This window comes from Pseudomonas frederiksbergensis, assembly GCF_001952935.1.
GTDB classification, from domain to species: domain Bacteria; phylum Pseudomonadota; class Gammaproteobacteria; order Pseudomonadales; family Pseudomonadaceae; genus Aquipseudomonas; species Aquipseudomonas frederiksbergensis.
The window spans coordinates 4,456,647-4,472,402 of the sequence record NZ_CP018319.1; the positions used below are offsets into that span (position 1 = coordinate 4,456,647).

Here is a 15,756-nt window from a genome sequence, read left to right on the forward strand (position 1 = left end):
GAACCGAATTTATCAGGTCTGACTTTTTGGTCAATGATTTTCTGACTTAAAGGTCAGGAAATGGCATTTTGTCGATCAACGACTCGTTCCTTCATTATTGACCCTCTCGGGATAGCCTGCTTTTTGCTGGATTCGTGCCAAAAACCGCTGAGTGGGCACTCCGCCATGTCGTATCAATTGCGCTACACTGCGCCGCTTGTGCAAATCGAAGAGTTTGAAGGACAACCATGACGTTCAAGGCGCCGGACAGCCTCGCCGAGCAAATCGCTCACCACCTCGCCGAACGTATCATTCGCGGCGAAATGAAGCCCGGGGAGCGCATCCAGGAACAGAAGGTCACGCTGGCCCTCAATGTCAGCCGCGGTTCGGTCCGTGAAGCCTTGCTGATCCTCGAGCGCCGCCACTTGATCGCGATCCTGCCGCGACGTGGCGCCCATGTGACCGAGCTGACGGCCCACAAGGTCCAGAGCCTGTGCACGCTGATGAGCGAGCTTTACATCCTGCTGGGCAATGCAGTGGCTAGCGGCTGGCAAGTCCAGGCCGACATGGCGCCGTTCGTGCAAATCCAGCAGCGTCTGACGGCCAGCTATGAGCGCCAGGACATTCGCACCTTTGTCGATGACAGCTTCAGTGTGATGCGCGCCGCGTACCCGTTCGCCAACAACCCGTACTTGCAGGAAACCGTCGAGAATCTGCAGCCGGCGATGAGCCGCGCGTATTTCCTCGCCCTGGATCAGCGCAAGGCCTCGATGAGCGAGTTCCTTGAACTGTTCGAACGTTTGCTCGCCGCCGTGCTGGCCCGTGATTTTCCGCAGATCCGCATTGTGCTGACGGCGTATGCCCAGCGCAGCAGTGATCTGGTGGTTTCTGCCCTGACGGACGCCTGAGCGTGCGGCTAAAGTGCATCAAGCTGGCGGGGTTCAAGTCCTTCGTCGACCCGACCACGGTGAACTTCCCCAGTAACATGGCGGCGGTGGTCGGGCCCAATGGTTGCGGCAAGTCGAACATCATCGACGCCGTCCGCTGGGTGATGGGCGAGAGTTCGGCCAAGAACCTGCGCGGCGAGTCGATGACCGACGTCATCTTCAACGGCTCGACCAGCCGTAAACCGGTGAGCCAGGCGAGCATCGAGCTGGTGTTCGATAACTCCGACGGCACCCTGCTCGGCGAATACGCGGCCTACGCGGAAATTTCCATTCGCCGCAAAGTGACCCGCGACAGCCAGACCACTTACTACCTCAACGGCACCAAATGCCGCCGTCGCGATATCACTGACATCTTTCTCGGTACCGGCCTGGGCCCGCGCAGCTACTCGATTATCGAGCAGGGGATGATCTCCAAGCTGATCGAGTCAAAACCCGAAGACCTGCGCAACTTCATTGAAGAAGCGGCGGGCATCTCCAAGTACAAGGAGCGCCGGCGCGAGACCGAAAACCGCATTCGCCGCACCCACGAAAACCTGGCCCGCCTGACCGACCTGCGCGAAGAGCTCGAGCGTCAGCTTGAACGCTTGTACCGCCAGGCCGAGGCCGCCAAGAAGTATCAGGAATACAAGGGCGAGGAGCGTCAGCTCAAGGCCCAATTGTCGGCCCTGCGCTGGCAGGCGTTGAATGAACAGGTCGGTCAGCGCGAAGCGATCATCGGCAATCAGGAAGTCACCTTCGAAGCGTTGGTGGCCGAACAGCGTAATGCCGATGCGGCTATCGAACGCTTGCGGGACGGGCATCACGACCTGTCCGAACGCTTCAATCTGGTGCAGGGGCGCTTCTATTCGGTCGGCGGCGACATTGCCCGGGTTGAACAAAGCATCCAGCACGGTCAACAACGCCTGCGCCAACTGCAGGACGATCTGAAAGAAGCCGAGCGTGCGCGCCTGGAAACCGAGTCGCACCTGGGTCACGACCGCACCTTGCTGCTGACCTTGGGCGAAGAGCTGGACATGCTCACCCCCGAACAGGAAATCACCAGCGCCGCCGCCGAAGAGGCTGCCGCCGCGCTGGAAGAATCCGAAACCACCATGCACGCCTGGCAAGAGCAATGGGACACCTTCAACCTGACGGCCGCCGAACCGCGTCGCCAATCCGAAGTTCAGCAGTCGCGCATCCAGCAGCTGGAAACCAGCATGGAGCGCCTGGCTGATCGTCAGAAACGCCTCGGCGAAGAGCGGGCCTTGCTCTCGGCAGACCCGGAAGATGCGGCGATCATGGAGCTCAGCGAGCAGCTCGCTGAATCCGAAGCGACGCTTGAGGATTTGCAGACCAGTGAACAAGCTCAGGTCGAAAAGCTTGAACAACTGCGTCAGGAATTGCAGCACGCGCTGACGGCGCAGCAACAGGCTCAGGGCGATTTACAGCGTCTGAACGGTCGCCTCGCCTCCCTTGAAGCCTTACAACAAGCCGCACTCGATCCGGGCACCGGCACCGCCGAATGGTTGCGTGAACAGAATCTGGCCGACCGACCGCGTCTGGCCGAAGGCCTGAAAGTCGACGCCGGTTGGGAGTTGGCGGTAGAAACCGTGCTCGGCGCCGACCTGCAAGCGGTGCTGGTGGATGACTTCGGCGATTTCGATCTGGCCGGTTTTGCCCAGGGCGATTTACGCTTGCTCAGTCCCGGCAGCGATGGCGTGCGAGTGGCGAGCAGCTTGCTCGATAAGGTCGAGGCGCAGATTGATTTGTCGCCATGGCTGGGGCAGGTCAAACCGGTCGACAGTCTTGAACAGGCTTTGGCCTTGCGTGGTCAATTGGCACCTGGCGAAAGCCTGATCAGTCGCGATGGTTATTGGGTCGGTCGGCACTTTTTACGTGTCCGCCGTGCCAGCGAAGCGGAAAGCGGCGTGCTGGCTCGTGGTCAGGAAATCCAGCGTCTGGGCCTTGAGCGCGAAGAGCGCGAAGCCACGGTCGAAACCCTGGAAACCCAACTTCAGAACCTCAGGGCGCAACAGCGTCAGCAGGAAAACGGTCGCGAGCATCTGCGCCGTCTGCTGCAAGACGAAGCCCGTCAGCAAGGTGAGTTGAAAGCCCAGTTGTCCGCCGGCAAAGCCAAGGCCGAACAACTGACCTTGCGCCGTACACGCCTGGACGAAGAGCTCACGGAGTTGGCTGAGCAACGCGCTCTGGAGCACGAAAATATCGGCGAGGCGCGTCTGCAATTGCAGGAAGCCCTCGACAGCATGGCGCTGGACACCGAGCAGCGCGAGTTACTGCTGGCCCAGCGCGACAGCTTGCGCGAGCGACTCGATCGGGTGCGCCAGGAAGCCCGGCAGCACAAGGATCACGCCCATCAACTGGCGGTGCGTCTGGGTTCGCTCAAGGCGCAGCACGACTCGACGCGTCAGGCGCTGGAGCGGCTGGAAATGCAATCCGAGCGCCTGACCGAGAAGCGCGAACAGCTCAGTCTGAACCTGGAAGAGGGCGAGGCGCCGCTGGAAGAACTGCGGTTGAAACTTGAAGAACTGCTCGACAAGCGCATGACCGTCGACGAAGAACTCAAGACGGCGCAGATCGCTCTGGAAGACGCTGACCGCGAATTGCGCGATGCGGAAAAACGTCGCAACCAGGCCGAGCAGCAATCGCAGTTGATTCGGGGGCAGATGGAAACCCAGCGCATGGAATGGCAGGCCCTGACCGTGCGCCGCAAGACCTTGGAAGATCAGTTGCTGGAAGACGGTTACGACCTCCACGGCGTGCTCGCCACCCTGGTGGCCGACGCCAACGAGAAAGACGCCGAAGAAGAACTCGAACGCATCGCCGCGCGGATTCAGCGTCTCGGTGCGATCAACCTGGCGGCCATTGACGAATATCAGCAACAATCCGAGCGTAAACGTTATCTGGATGCGCAGAACGACGATCTGGTGGAAGCGCTGGACACGCTCGAGAACGTGATTCGCAAGATCGACAAGGAAACCCGAAACCGCTTCAAAGATACCTTTGATCAGATCAATGGCGGTTTACAGGCCCTTTTCCCAAAAGTTTTCGGTGGAGGACGCGCGTATTTGGAACTGACGGGCGAAGATCTACTCGATACAGGGGTAACGATCATGGCGCAGCCGCCAGGAAAGAAGAACAGCACCATCCATTTGCTCTCCGGTGGCGAAAAAGCCCTGACAGCCCTGGCTCTGGTTTTTGCCATCTTCAAGTTGAATCCGGCGCCGTTTTGCATGCTCGATGAGGTTGACGCGCCATTGGATGACGCTAACGTTGGACGCTACGCACGGCTGGTCAAGGAGATGTCGCAGACGGTGCAGTTCATCTATATCACCCACAACAAGATCGCCATGGAAATGGCCGAGCAACTGATGGGGGTGACGATGCACGAGCCGGGTTGCTCGCGTCTGGTGGCAGTGGATGTCGAGGAGGCGATGGCGATGGTGGATGCCTGAGTCGGCGTTTGTAGGAGAGGTATTTGTGAGTTGTAGGACTTATTTACCTGTCCTGACTTGCTGGCCAATCGACATATTCGCGCAAGCCATTGTGACAGACGGTGTAAAGTTGCCTTTGGTCGTGCTAGTTTAATGTCAATTTTTCGTATACGTGGGCAAAACGCCTGTCAGAACATAGAGTTGGCGCCACGTTTTAAAGCGGTTTACACAATGTAAACCCCTTATTTTTCAGCATTTTTTATAGAGGCACGGGATTACATGGAAATCGGTCTGCGCGAGTGGCTGATCGTCATCGGCATTATTGTCATTGCCGGTATTCTTTTCGATGGCTGGCGTCGCATGCGCGGCGGCAAGGGGAAACTGAAATTCCGTCTCGACCGAAGTTTGTCCAACTTGCCGGACGAGGACACCAGCGCCGAGCTGTTGGGCCCGCCCCGTGTGCTGGACACACATAAAGAGCCGCAACTGGACGAGCACGATCTGCCGTCGGTGAGCATGCCTGCCCGTGAGCCGCGTGAGTCGGGTTCCAAGCGCGGCAAGCGTGGCCATGGCGAGCCTTCGCAAGGCGACATGAACCTCAGTCTGGATCTGGACGGCGGCCCGAGCTTCAGCAGTCGGGACGACGATTTCCCGGATGACACCAAGGCGTCGAGTTCGACCAGCGAGAAGGAACAACCGCAAGCCGAAGAAGTGCTGGTGATCAGCGTGATCTGCCGCGACGCCGCCGGCTTCAAAGGTCCGGCGCTGTTGCAGAACATTCTGGAAAGCGGTCTGCGTTTCGGCGAGATGGACATCTTCCACCGCCACGAAAGCATGGCTGGCAATGGCGAAGTCCTGTTCTCGATGGCCAATGCGGTCAAGCCGGGCGTTTTCGATCTGGACGACATCGACCACTTCAGCACACCGGCAGTGAGCTTCTTCCTCGGTCTGCCAGGCCCGCGTCATCCCAAGCAAGCCTTCGACGTGATGGTGGCCGCGGCGCGCAAACTGTCCCAGGAGCTGAACGGCGAACTGAAAGACGACCAGCGCAGCGTGCTGACCGCCCAGACGATTGAGCATTACCGTCAGCGCATCGTTGAATTCGAACGCCGCGCCCTGACCCAGAAGCGTTGATTCAAAGGGCTGTTGTGGCGAGGGGGTTTACCCCCGTTGGGCTGCGAAGCGGCCCCATTCAGTGACACCGCATTCGCTGGGTCTACGACTGCTTCTCAGCCGAACGGGGGCAAGCCCCCTCGCCACAAAGTGCAAGCCATCAGGCTATCGTGATTAGAAAATTGAGCAGCCTCGGCTGCTCTTTTGCTTTATGAGAGAACACCCATGACCGCCGCCAAAAACCGCATTTTAGAGCTGCGCGCTGAACTCGATCAGCACAACTATCGCTACCACGTGCTGGACGAGCCGAGCATTCCGGACGCCGAATACGACCGGTTGTTCCACGAGCTCAAGGCCCTCGAAGCGGCCCATCCCGAACTGATCACCAGCGACTCGCCAACCCAGCGCGTCGGCAGTGCGGCGCTGTCGGCGTTCACTCAGGTGCGTCACGAAGTGCCGATGCTCAGCCTCGGCAACGCCTTCGAAGAAACCGACATGCGCGAGTTCGATCGGCGGGTAACCGAAGGTCTCGACCTGCCGGTGGGCGACTTGTTCGGCGGCGGCGCGGCGGTGGAATACAGCTGTGAACCCAAACTCGATGGCCTGGCGGTCAGTTTGTTGTATCAGGATGGCGTATTGGTGCGCGGCGCGACTCGTGGCGACGGCACCACCGGCGAAGACATCAGCGTCAATGTCCGTACCGTGCGCAACATTCCGCTCAAGCTGCACGGTACGGGCTGGCCAGCGACCCTGGAAGTGCGCGGCGAAGTGTTCATGTCCAAGGCCGGTTTCGAGCGCCTCAACGCCACGCAGCTGGAAGTCGGCGGCAAGACTTTCGCCAATCCGCGCAACGCGGCGGCGGGTAGCTTGCGCCAGCTCGATTCGAAGATCACCGCCAACCGTCCGCTGGAGTTCTGCTGCTATGGCCTCGGTCAGATTTCGGCCGACATTGCGGATACGCACATTGGCAATCTCAAGCAGCTCAAGGTTTGGGGCATGCCGATCAGCCATGAGTTGAAACTGGCTCACGGCATCGCTGAATGCCTGGATTATTACCGCGACATCGGTGAGCGCCGAAATTCGCTGCCCTACGAAATCGACGGCGTCGTGTTCAAGGTCAACAGCATTGCCTCTCAGCGTGAGCTGGGCTTCCGTGCTCGCGAACCGCGCTGGGCGATCGCGCACAAATTCCCGGCGATGGAAGAACTCACTGAGTTGCTTGATGTGGAATTCCAGGTCGGTCGTACCGGTGCAGTGACGCCTGTGGCGCGCTTGAAGCCGGTCAAGGTCGCGGGTGTGACCGTGGCTAATGCGACGTTGCACAACATGGACGAAGTGGCGCGCCTGGGCCTGATGATTGGCGACACCGTGATCATCCGTCGCGCGGGCGATGTGATTCCGCAAGTGGTGCAAGTGGTCATCGAGCGCCGTCCGGACAACGCACGGCCAGTACAGATTCCCGAGAAATGCCCGGTCTGCGGCTCGCATGTCGAGCGCACGCAACTGGTCAAGCGCAGCAAAGGTCGCGAGACCGTCAGCGAGGGCGCGGTGTACCGCTGCGTCGGTCGTCTGGCCTGCGGTGCGCAACTCAAGCAGGCCATCATTCACTTCGTCTCTCGCCGCGCCATGGACATCGAAGGCCTGGGGGAGAAGAGCGTCGAGCAACTGGTGGACGAAGGGCTGGTGAGTTCGCCGGCTGATTTGTACGCGCTGACGTTCGAACAGATTGTCGATCTGGAAGGCTTTGCCGAGTTGTCGAGCAAGAACTTGCTCAGCGCCATCGAAGACAGCAAGAAGCCAAGCCTGGCGCGCTTCATCTACGCCCTCGGAATCCCGGATGTCGGCGAAGAGACGGCGAAGGTACTGGCGCGTTCTCTCGGCTCGCTGGAGCGGGTTCAGCAAGCCTTGCCGCAAGTGCTTACGTATTTGCCGGATGTGGGCCTGGAAGTCGCTCATGAGATTCACAGCTTCTTTGAAGATGCGCATAACCAGCAGGTGATCAAGAATCTGCTCAAGCACGGCCTGCAAATTCAGGATCAGGGAGAACTTGGTGCCGAGTTTTCCGCCAGCACTACGTTGGGTGGCTTCCTCGACAAGCTGCACATCCCTTCGGTCGGGCCGGGCGGGGCGCAGAAGCTGGCGGACAAGTTTGGTTCGCTTGAAGGTGTTTTCAGCGCCGACTGGCTGGATATGCGCCAGGCACTGCCGGAAAAACAGGCCACTTCGGTCCGGGAGTTTTTTGCGGTTGCGCAAAATCGCCAGATTGCCGAAGCCGCCGAGAAACAGCTGCGCGATTTCGGCATGCATTGGCAGAGCGAGAAGAAAGTCGTCGAAGGCTTGCCGCTGGCCGGGCAGACCTGGGTGCTGACCGGTTCGCTGGAGTTGATGAGCCGCGACATCGCCAAGGACAAACTTGAAAGCCTCGGTGCCAAGGTGGCGGGCTCTGTGTCGGCCAAGACCCATTGTGTGGTGGCAGGGCCGGGTGCAGGTTCCAAGTTGACGAAGGCTAATGAGCTGGGATTGAAAGTGCTCGATGAAGAAGCGTTTGTCGACTTCCTGAAAAAACACGGTATTTCTGTTTAGTCGATCGTTCCCACGCTCCGCGTGGTAACGCATCCCGTGACGCTCTGCGTCACAGCGGACGCGGAGCGTCCGGGGGCGGCATTCCCACGCAGAGCGTGGGAACGATCATCCGCGAGTAATGATCTAGTCTTGGCAAGCCTCAGGGAGAGATCGTCATGTACCGCTTCTTCGAACAGCTCAGTTCACGCATCGCCGCGCCTTTCATCGGCGAAAGCTCGCGCAACAGCAAGGTCTGGCAGTGCCGTTGCGGGCAGTCGCTGTTTTTTCGTAACAGCCAGTGCCTGGCGTGTTCCGCGGCGTTGGGTTATCAACCGGAGCAAAGTCGCCTGTCGTCGCTGCAGCCCGGCTTGCAGGCTGATACCTGGTTGCTCGACGCCGATCCCGACGCTGGGGTCTTTCGCCGCTGCGCCAACCTCGATTCCCCGGCCGCGTGCAATTGGCTATTGCCCGCCAATGACCACGATGCGTTATGCATCGCCTGTAGCCTGAACCACACCATTCCCGACCTGTCGATTGCCGAAAACCACGAACGCTGGCGCAAGGTTGAAACGGCCAAGCGGCGACTGGTCGCACAGTTGGTCAGCCTGGGTTTACAGGTGATTCCCAAAACCGTAGACGAAGAGACGGGGCTGGCGTTCGATTTCATTGGTGTCGACCTCGAAGGCAAGCCGCCAACCACCGGTCACGCCAACGGTCTGATCACCCTCGATATCAAGGAAGCCGACGACGCTCATCGCGAGCAGGTTCGGGTGCAGATGCACGAACCTTATCGCACGCTGCTCGGGCATTTTCGGCATGAAGTCGGGCATTACTACTGGGATCGGTTGATCGCCAACAGTCATTGGCTGGAACCGTTTCGCAGCCTGTTCGGCGACGAGCGCGCCAGCTACTCCGACGCTCTCGAACGGCATTACCAGCAAGGCGCACCGCTTGACTGGCAGCAACATTACGTCAGTGCCTACGCGACCATGCATCCGTGGGAGGATTGGGCCGAAACCTGGGCTCACTACCTGCACATGATGGATGCAGTGGATACGGCGTTGGGGTTCGGAATGAGTGCCCGGGAGATGGATTTCGACTATCAGCCGTTTCCTCCAAGTACCCTCTACGACCCACAGCATCCCGGCGGCGCGGCGTTCCTGTCGTTCGTCAATGCGTGGATCGAACTGGCGGGCATGCTCAATGAATTGTCGCGCAGCATGGGGCAGCCGGATTTCTATCCGTTTGTCCTGCCGCCGGCAGTGATCGCCAAGCTGCACTTCATCCACCTGGTGATCCAGCAGGAGGGCGGCCGGGCGGATGAGGTGTTGCAGGACTTGTAGAGCCTGCCGAGCACTGCATTCACTTTGCAGCAGCTGTCGAGCCAGCGAGGCTGCCATGGACAGTGGAGTTTCGCGCCTTGTGCATGTCCTTGACCTGATTCATATTTTTAATCTGGATCGAACGGTTGTAACTTCGTCTCAGATAGGTACAATGGCGCGGCTCGCCGTCAGGTGAGCGTCGTTATGGTGACCCCATCGGTCCCCCCGCAACGATTACCCGTGAACCTGGTCAGATCCGGAAGGAAGCAGCCACAGCGGGAACATTGTGTGCCGGGGTGTGGCTGGTGGGGTTGCCTCCATAACGCACCGCGAATCCTCTTTCGCGTTATCTGTCTCAAAAACACATACCTGTTGCTCTGCCATGGATCTCGTCCAGGGCGGTGTTTTCTCGTTTCCGCTTTTCAGGGCGTACATATAAAAGGAGGCCGAGCTGTCGAGTGCGACAGCTCGGCCTCCTTTTTTATTTTTTGGTGCTAAGGCTTGGACAAGGCCTGGTCAACCGCTGCAATCAGCTTTCCCAGATCCTTCGGGGTGGCTTTATGTATGACACCGAACAGATACGCCCGCTGTTCATCTTCATCGCCTAAATCTGCGAAAAAGACTTTCAGCTTCACACCCAACACATCGGCAAACAGGAACAAGGTTTCTACGCTGGGGGTGTAGGTGCCGGTTTCGAAGCGGCTGATGGTTTTGGGGTCAAAACCGGTTTTTTCACCGAGTTCAGCCTGAGTAAGCCCAGCGACCTTGCGGTAGCGCCGAATGGCCGCACCCAAACTTGAAATTTGCATCGCTTAATTCCCATTTAGAATCAAGAACTTAACGATAGATTTTTGCATTAGACAACTGCATGATCCATCACCTTGCTTTGCAAAATGTGATGCGTTTCGTAGAATCGCCGCGCGAAATGGAGATTTGGGGCCTTTAAGGTTAGTTGATCTCTGCTGTCAGGAGGCCATCAAACGCTGTTCATGGAGTGATATCGTGTTGCTGCGCATTATCTATTCAAACATCTCTTCCGGGCATCCTGCACTGGTCGAGCGGTATCACCGCTAGCCACAGCGAGCCTGACTCATGGATGAGAAATACCGCAGGGCCGTGGATGCCGCCGCGATTTTTTCCGAGACCGATCTGAGCGGCCGGATCACCCACGTCAATGATCAGTTCTGTGCCGTATCCGGCTACAGCCGCGAAGAACTTCTCGGGCAGAACCATCGTCTCCTCAACTCGGGTCTGCACTCCGCCGATTTCTTCGCGGCTATGTGGCGCACCATCGCCTTGGGCAAGGTCTGGAAAGGCGAGATTTGTAATCGCGCCAAGGACGGCAGCCTGTATTGGGTCGACAGCACCATGGTGCCGGTGCTCGATGACGCCACCGGGCGGGTTGACCGTTATCTTTCGATTCGTTTCGACATCAGCGAAAAACGCCAGTTGCTGCATTCACTGCAATGGCGGGTGGGGCATGACGTGCTGACCGGGCTGCCGAATCGCGCGTTTCTCTCGGATTTGCTGGATCAGGCGTTGGAGTTTTCCCGTCACGAAAACATCCCGCTGGCAGTTTGCATGCTCGATCTCGACGGTTTCAAAGCGGTCAACGATGGCTACGGGCATGCCAGCGGCGATCTGCTGTTGGTCGAAGTGGCCAAGCGTTTGCGAACCATCGTTCGCGGCGAGGATGTGGTGGCACGGTTGGCCGGTGACGAGTTTGTGCTGGTGCTGCGCTACGTGCGAGACCTGCCGGAACTGCGTGCGGCGTTGAACCGGGTGCTCGGCGCCATTTCGGCCCCGTACTTGTTGCATGGCAAAGACGTCAATGTGTTTGCCAGTATCGGCGTCACCTTGTTCCCCGACGACAATGAAGATGCTGAAACCCTGTTGCGTCATGCCGATCAGGCCATGTACGTGGCGAAACAACGCGGTCGAAATCGCTTTCATTTGTTCGATGTGTCGCGGGATCAGGAGGTCAAGGCCACTCATCAAACGGTCGGGCGAGTGCGCCAGGCGCTGGCTGGCGGTGAGTTGCGTGTGCATTTCCAGCCCAAGGTGAACATGCGTCTCGGCGAGGTTGTCGGCTTCGAGGCGTTGTTGCGGTGGGAGCATCCGCAACGCGGCATGGTGCCGGTCCGTGAGTTTTTGCCGCTGGTGGCAGAAACGGACCTGATCATCGAAATTGGTGAGTGGATGATGGATCAGGTCTTGTCGCAGTTGCACCATTGGCAGCAAGCGGGGCAGGGCTGGCCAGTCAGCATTAATATTGCGGCACGACATTTCCAGCGCGCGGATTTTGTCGACCGGCTCAAACATGTGCTCGCCCGGCATGCCCAGGTGGCTCCGCAGATGCTCGATCTGGAAATCATCGAGTCGGTGGCGATTGAGAATATTCAGCATGTCAGCGCTTGTTTACAGGCCTGTCAGGCGCTGGGGGTGCAGTTTTCACTGGGGGACTTTGGCACCGGTTATTCGTCCCTGAGCTACCTCAAGCGTTTGCGGACCCAAACCATCAAGATCGACAAGTCGTTTGTGCGCGACATCGTTAACGATCGTGATGATCTGGCCCTGACCATGGCGGTCATTGGCCTGGCTCGGGCCTTTGGCCGCCAGGTGATCGCCGAAGGGCTGGAAAGTATCGAACAAGGTGAATTGCTGCTGCGCCTGGGGTGTGAAGTGGCTCAAGGCTGTTTCATCGCCCGGCCCATGCCGCCCGCCGAAGTACCGGGCTGGGTCGAGGGTTTTGTAGCGCCGCCGCAATGGCAGGTGCTGGATCAAGCAGGCTGAAGTTTTATGATCAACACCGAACCTTGTGGGAGCGGGCTTGCTCGCGAAGGCGGTGTATCAATCAACATCAATGCTGAATGACACACCGCCTTCGCGAGCAAGCCCGCTCCCACAGGGGCCGGTATCTATCAGAAAGATCGCTTAGGGTGTGCTCGGCTCGGAACCTATATAGAGCCGAATGATGTCGTCGATTTCCCCGGACATTTTCATTCGCACCAAGGTGCGCAAAATTCGCTGCACCGGCACTTTGGGATCGTTGCGCACATAACAACCGACACTCTGTTCCTGCAAGACCGCCACGCCTTGCAGTTGCCGGCCAGACAGCAGGCGCTGGTTGAACCAGTCCAGCGTCCATTGATTGCTCACGGCGTAGCGATAGCGTCCGGCCAGGAGTTTTTCCAGCACCTGCTCCTGGTTGCGCGCGTCTTCACGATGCAGTCGGCTGGCGTCAAACAGCGGTTGCAGGGTCGGATAGCTGTAGCCGAGTACCGTGCCGATGGGTTGTTGCGACAAGTCCGCAGGTATCACTGAGGTCAGCGGATCGGACCGGCTGATCAGCATGTCGCGCTGAAACCACAGTGGGATGCTCCAGATGTAGTCCCCGGACTGATTCGGCAGCCAGGACTGCGCCGCATAGCAGCGGATATCGACCTCGCCGTGTTCCATGGCGTGTTGCACCCGCGCCCGCGGCAGCACGTGAAATTCGGCCGGCATGCCGACCTGGGTCGCGAGGCTGACCATCACGTCGTGCAGGATGCCTTGGGTCGGATGCCCGCGTTCCAGTTGCGTCATCGGCATCGCCCAACTGTCGGGCACCACGAAGCGCAATGGCGGTTCGGCGCCAGCGATATTCAGGCTGATCAATAGCAGTGCCCCAAAGGCCAGCCGCATAAACGCTCCGGTACTGATAAAACCCGAGCCGATAAAAGCCCCCAAAAGACCATCTTAGCCAGATTAGACGAGCGCACCGGATGCAATTTTGGCCTTGCTCCGCTAGCATTAGCCGCTTGTGTTCCTTCGTTGCGACGGTTTTCGATGAGTTATCAGGTTCTTGCACGTAAATGGCGTCCGCGCTCGTTCCGCGAAATGGTCGGCCAGACCCATGTGCTCAAGGCTCTGATCAATGCCTTGGACAGCCAGCGGCTGCACCACGCCTATCTGTTTACCGGCACCCGCGGGGTCGGCAAGACCACTATCGCGCGGATCATCGCCAAATGCCTGAACTGTGAAACAGGCATCACTTCAACGCCTTGCGGCGAGTGCTCGGTGTGTCGCGAGATCGATGAAGGCCGCTTCGTCGACCTGATCGAGATCGACGCCGCGAGCCGGACCAAGGTCGAGGATACCCGCGAACTGCTGGACAACGTTCAGTACGCGCCGAGCCGCGGGCGCTTCAAGGTCTACCTGATCGACGAAGTGCACATGCTCTCCAGCCATTCCTTCAATGCGCTGTTGAAAACCCTTGAAGAGCCGCCGCCCTACGTCAAGTTCATCCTGGCGACCACCGATCCGCAGAAACTTCCGGCAACGATTCTTTCGCGGTGCCTGCAGTTCTCTTTGAAAAACATGACTCCCGAGCGCGTGGTCGAGCATTTGACCCACGTGCTGAGTGTCGAGAACGTGCCGTTCGAAGAGGATGCACTGTGGTTGCTGGGCCGTGCTGCCGACGGTTCGATGCGCGACGCCATGAGCCTGACCGACCAGGCCATTGCCTTCGGTGAAGGCAAAGTCATGGCTGCCGACGTACGGGCGATGCTTGGCACGCTCGATCACGGTCAGGTCTACGATGTCCTGCATGCGCTGATCGAAGGCGACGCCAAGGCCTTGCTCGAAGCCGTCCGTCACCTGGCCGAACAAGGCCCGGACTGGAACGGCGTGCTTTCGGAAATTCTCAACGTGCTGCACCGTGTCGCCATCGCCCAGGCCCTGCCTGAAGGCGTCGACAACGGTCATGGCGACCGTGACCGGGTGCTGGCATTGGCCCAGGCATTGCCGGCCGAAGACGTGCAGTTCTATTACCAGATGGGCCTGATCGGTCGCCGCGACTTGCCGCTGGCGCCGGACCCTCGCGGCGGCTTCGAAATGGTTCTGTTGCGGATGCTGGCGTTCCGCCCGGCAGACACCGCGGACGCCCCGAGGCAACCGCTAAAGACAGTGGGGATCAGCCAGGCCACAGTTGATTCCGCAAATTCAGTGGCTGCCGCGCAGGTTGTTGCGCCGGTAGTCGCTGTGGCAGTTGCACCCGTTGCGCCTGAGCCGGTTGCGCCCGTCGTTGCGCCTGAGCCTGTCGTTGACGCAGCACCGGTCGAAGCCGTTGTCGATTTGCCCTGGAACGACCCGATAGAACCCGAAGTCGTTCAGCAGCCTGCCGTCGAGCCGGTGCTGGAAACCGCGAGCGAACAGCCCGAATTGCCGCCGATGCCTTTGCCGACGCCGGACAGCGCGGTGCCTGACGCGCCGGAGTGGGCCGCTGCGCCGATTCCAGAGCCGTCGGTGGCCGACGTCGATGCCGCGACGCCGGGTATGGACCTGGACGACGAGCCGCCGCTGGACGAGGACTATATCGAGCCGGACATGGAGTCGGCTTACAGCTACCTCGATGAACTGGCCAGCGAACACACCGCCGAGCCTGCGCCGGAAGCCGAACCTGAACCGGCCGCCATGCCGGCCACCGGTCTGGCGGCGCAATGGCTGGAGCTGTTCCCGAAACTGCCGATCTCCGGCATGACCGGCAGCATCGCCGCCAACTGCACGCTGATCGCCGTCGAGGGTGACAATTGGCTGATGCACCTCGACCCGGCCCACAGCGCGCTGTTCAACGCGACTCAACAGCGCCGCTTGAACGATGCCTTGAACCAGTTTCACGGGCGTACGCTGACCTTGCGCATGGAGCTGATCAAGCCCGAGCAGGAAACCCCGGCCCAGGCCGCGTCCCGTCGCCGTGCGAACCGTCAGCGCGAAGCCGAAGAGTCGATTCACGGTGATCCGTTCATCCAGCAAATGATGCAGCAGTTCGGTGCGGTGGTCCGTAACGATACTATTGAACCTGTCGAGACCCTGGTCACTCAGGGCTAATAACTGAAGGTGTTCGGCCGAAAAGACCGGGCGCTGTATTTATCCAAGTACTTTTGAGGTGATTCCCATGATGAAAGGTGGCATGGCCGGCCTGATGAAGCAGGCACAGCAGATGCAGGAAAAAATGGCCAAGATGCAGGAAGAACTGGCCAACGCCGAAGTCACCGGCAAAGCCGGTGGCGATATGGTCACCGTGGTGATGACCGGTCGTCACGACGTCAAGCGCGTGACCATCGATCCAAGCCTGGTCGAAGGCTTGAGCGAAGACGACAAAGAGATGCTGGAGGCTGTGTTCGCCGCCGCCGTCAACGATGCCGTGCGCAAGATCGAAGCCAACAGCCAGGACAAAATGTCCGGCATGACCGCTGGCATGCAACTGCCACCGGGTATGAAGCTGCCATTCTGATGCGCTGAAGCGTTTCGGACAGGCTACAAAAAAATGCCAGGCATCGCGCCTGGCATTTTTGTTTCTGCCGCACCGATCGTTCCCACGCTCTGCGTGGGAATGCCTCAATGGACGCTCTGCGTCCGCTT

At 59.3% G+C, this 15,756-nt stretch carries 10 protein-coding genes and 1 other RNA gene; 9 read left to right on the forward strand and 2 right to left on the reverse strand.

The window, feature by feature from the left end; genetic code table 11:
- The first annotated feature begins 227 nt into the window (after positions 1–227).
- The 6 genes from PFAS1_RS20755 (at position 228) to ffs (ending at position 9,665) form a co-directional block, all read left to right on the forward strand.
- On the forward strand, positions 228–887 hold the full coding sequence (locus tag PFAS1_RS20755) for a GntR family transcriptional regulator (protein ID WP_074875058.1): 660 nt from the start codon (positions 228–230) through the stop codon (positions 885–887).
- 2 nt (positions 888–889) lie between these two features.
- Positions 890–4,378, forward strand: a complete 3,489-nt coding sequence (gene smc / locus PFAS1_RS20760) for a chromosome segregation protein SMC (RefSeq protein WP_076030351.1) — start codon at positions 890–892, stop codon at positions 4,376–4,378.
- A gap of 258 nt (positions 4,379–4,636) precedes the next feature.
- Positions 4,637–5,491 carry a cell division protein ZipA gene (zipA, locus tag PFAS1_RS20765; RefSeq protein ID WP_074875062.1) on the forward strand — a complete coding sequence of 285 codons (855 nt, stop codon included), beginning with the start codon at positions 4,637–4,639 and terminating at the stop codon, positions 5,489–5,491.
- A 204-nt stretch (positions 5,492–5,695) separates the two neighbouring features.
- The gene (gene ligA, locus PFAS1_RS20770; protein WP_076030352.1) at positions 5,696–8,053 is read left to right on the forward strand and encodes an NAD-dependent DNA ligase LigA; all 2,358 of its coding nucleotides are present in this window, start codon (positions 5,696–5,698) and stop codon (positions 8,051–8,053) included.
- A 155-nt stretch (positions 8,054–8,208) separates the two neighbouring features.
- Positions 8,209–9,375, forward strand: coding sequence for a zinc-binding metallopeptidase family protein (locus tag PFAS1_RS20775; protein WP_076030353.1), 1,167 nt, complete (start codon positions 8,209–8,211; stop codon positions 9,373–9,375).
- Positions 9,376–9,568: 193 nt separating this feature from the next.
- An RNA gene (gene ffs / locus PFAS1_RS20780) (signal recognition particle sRNA small type) lies at positions 9,569–9,665 on the forward strand.
- Between the two features lie 183 nt (positions 9,666–9,848).
- Here ffs and PFAS1_RS20785 read toward each other — a convergent pair.
- Positions 9,849–10,163 carry a helix-turn-helix domain-containing protein gene (locus PFAS1_RS20785; protein WP_074875068.1) on the reverse strand — a complete coding sequence of 105 codons (315 nt, stop codon included), beginning with the start codon at positions 10,161–10,163 and terminating at the stop codon, positions 9,849–9,851.
- Positions 10,164–10,446: 283 nt separating this feature from the next.
- Here PFAS1_RS20785 and PFAS1_RS20790 point away from each other — a divergent pair, with 283 nt between their 5' ends.
- A complete protein-coding gene (locus PFAS1_RS20790) occupies positions 10,447–12,147 on the forward strand; it encodes a putative bifunctional diguanylate cyclase/phosphodiesterase (RefSeq protein WP_076030354.1) in 1,701 nt (566 codons plus the stop codon).
- A 141-nt stretch (positions 12,148–12,288) separates the two neighbouring features.
- Here the strand turns inward: PFAS1_RS20790 and PFAS1_RS20795 are convergent, their stop codons facing one another.
- Positions 12,289–13,038 carry a substrate-binding periplasmic protein gene (locus PFAS1_RS20795; RefSeq protein WP_076030355.1) on the reverse strand — a complete coding sequence of 250 codons (750 nt, stop codon included), beginning with the start codon at positions 13,036–13,038 and terminating at the stop codon, positions 12,289–12,291.
- Positions 13,039–13,182: 144 nt separating this feature from the next.
- Here PFAS1_RS20795 and dnaX point away from each other — a divergent pair, with 144 nt between their 5' ends.
- Both dnaX and PFAS1_RS20805 read left to right on the forward strand, forming a co-directional pair.
- Positions 13,183–15,222 (forward strand): DNA polymerase III subunit gamma/tau, encoded by a 2,040-nt coding sequence (gene dnaX, locus PFAS1_RS20800; protein ID WP_076030356.1) that lies wholly within the window; start codon positions 13,183–13,185, stop codon positions 15,220–15,222.
- A gap of 67 nt (positions 15,223–15,289) precedes the next feature.
- Entirely contained in the window at positions 15,290–15,628 is a 339-nt protein-coding gene (locus tag PFAS1_RS20805; protein ID WP_008028561.1) for a YbaB/EbfC family nucleoid-associated protein, read from the forward strand.
- Positions 15,629–15,756 lie beyond the last annotated feature (128 nt).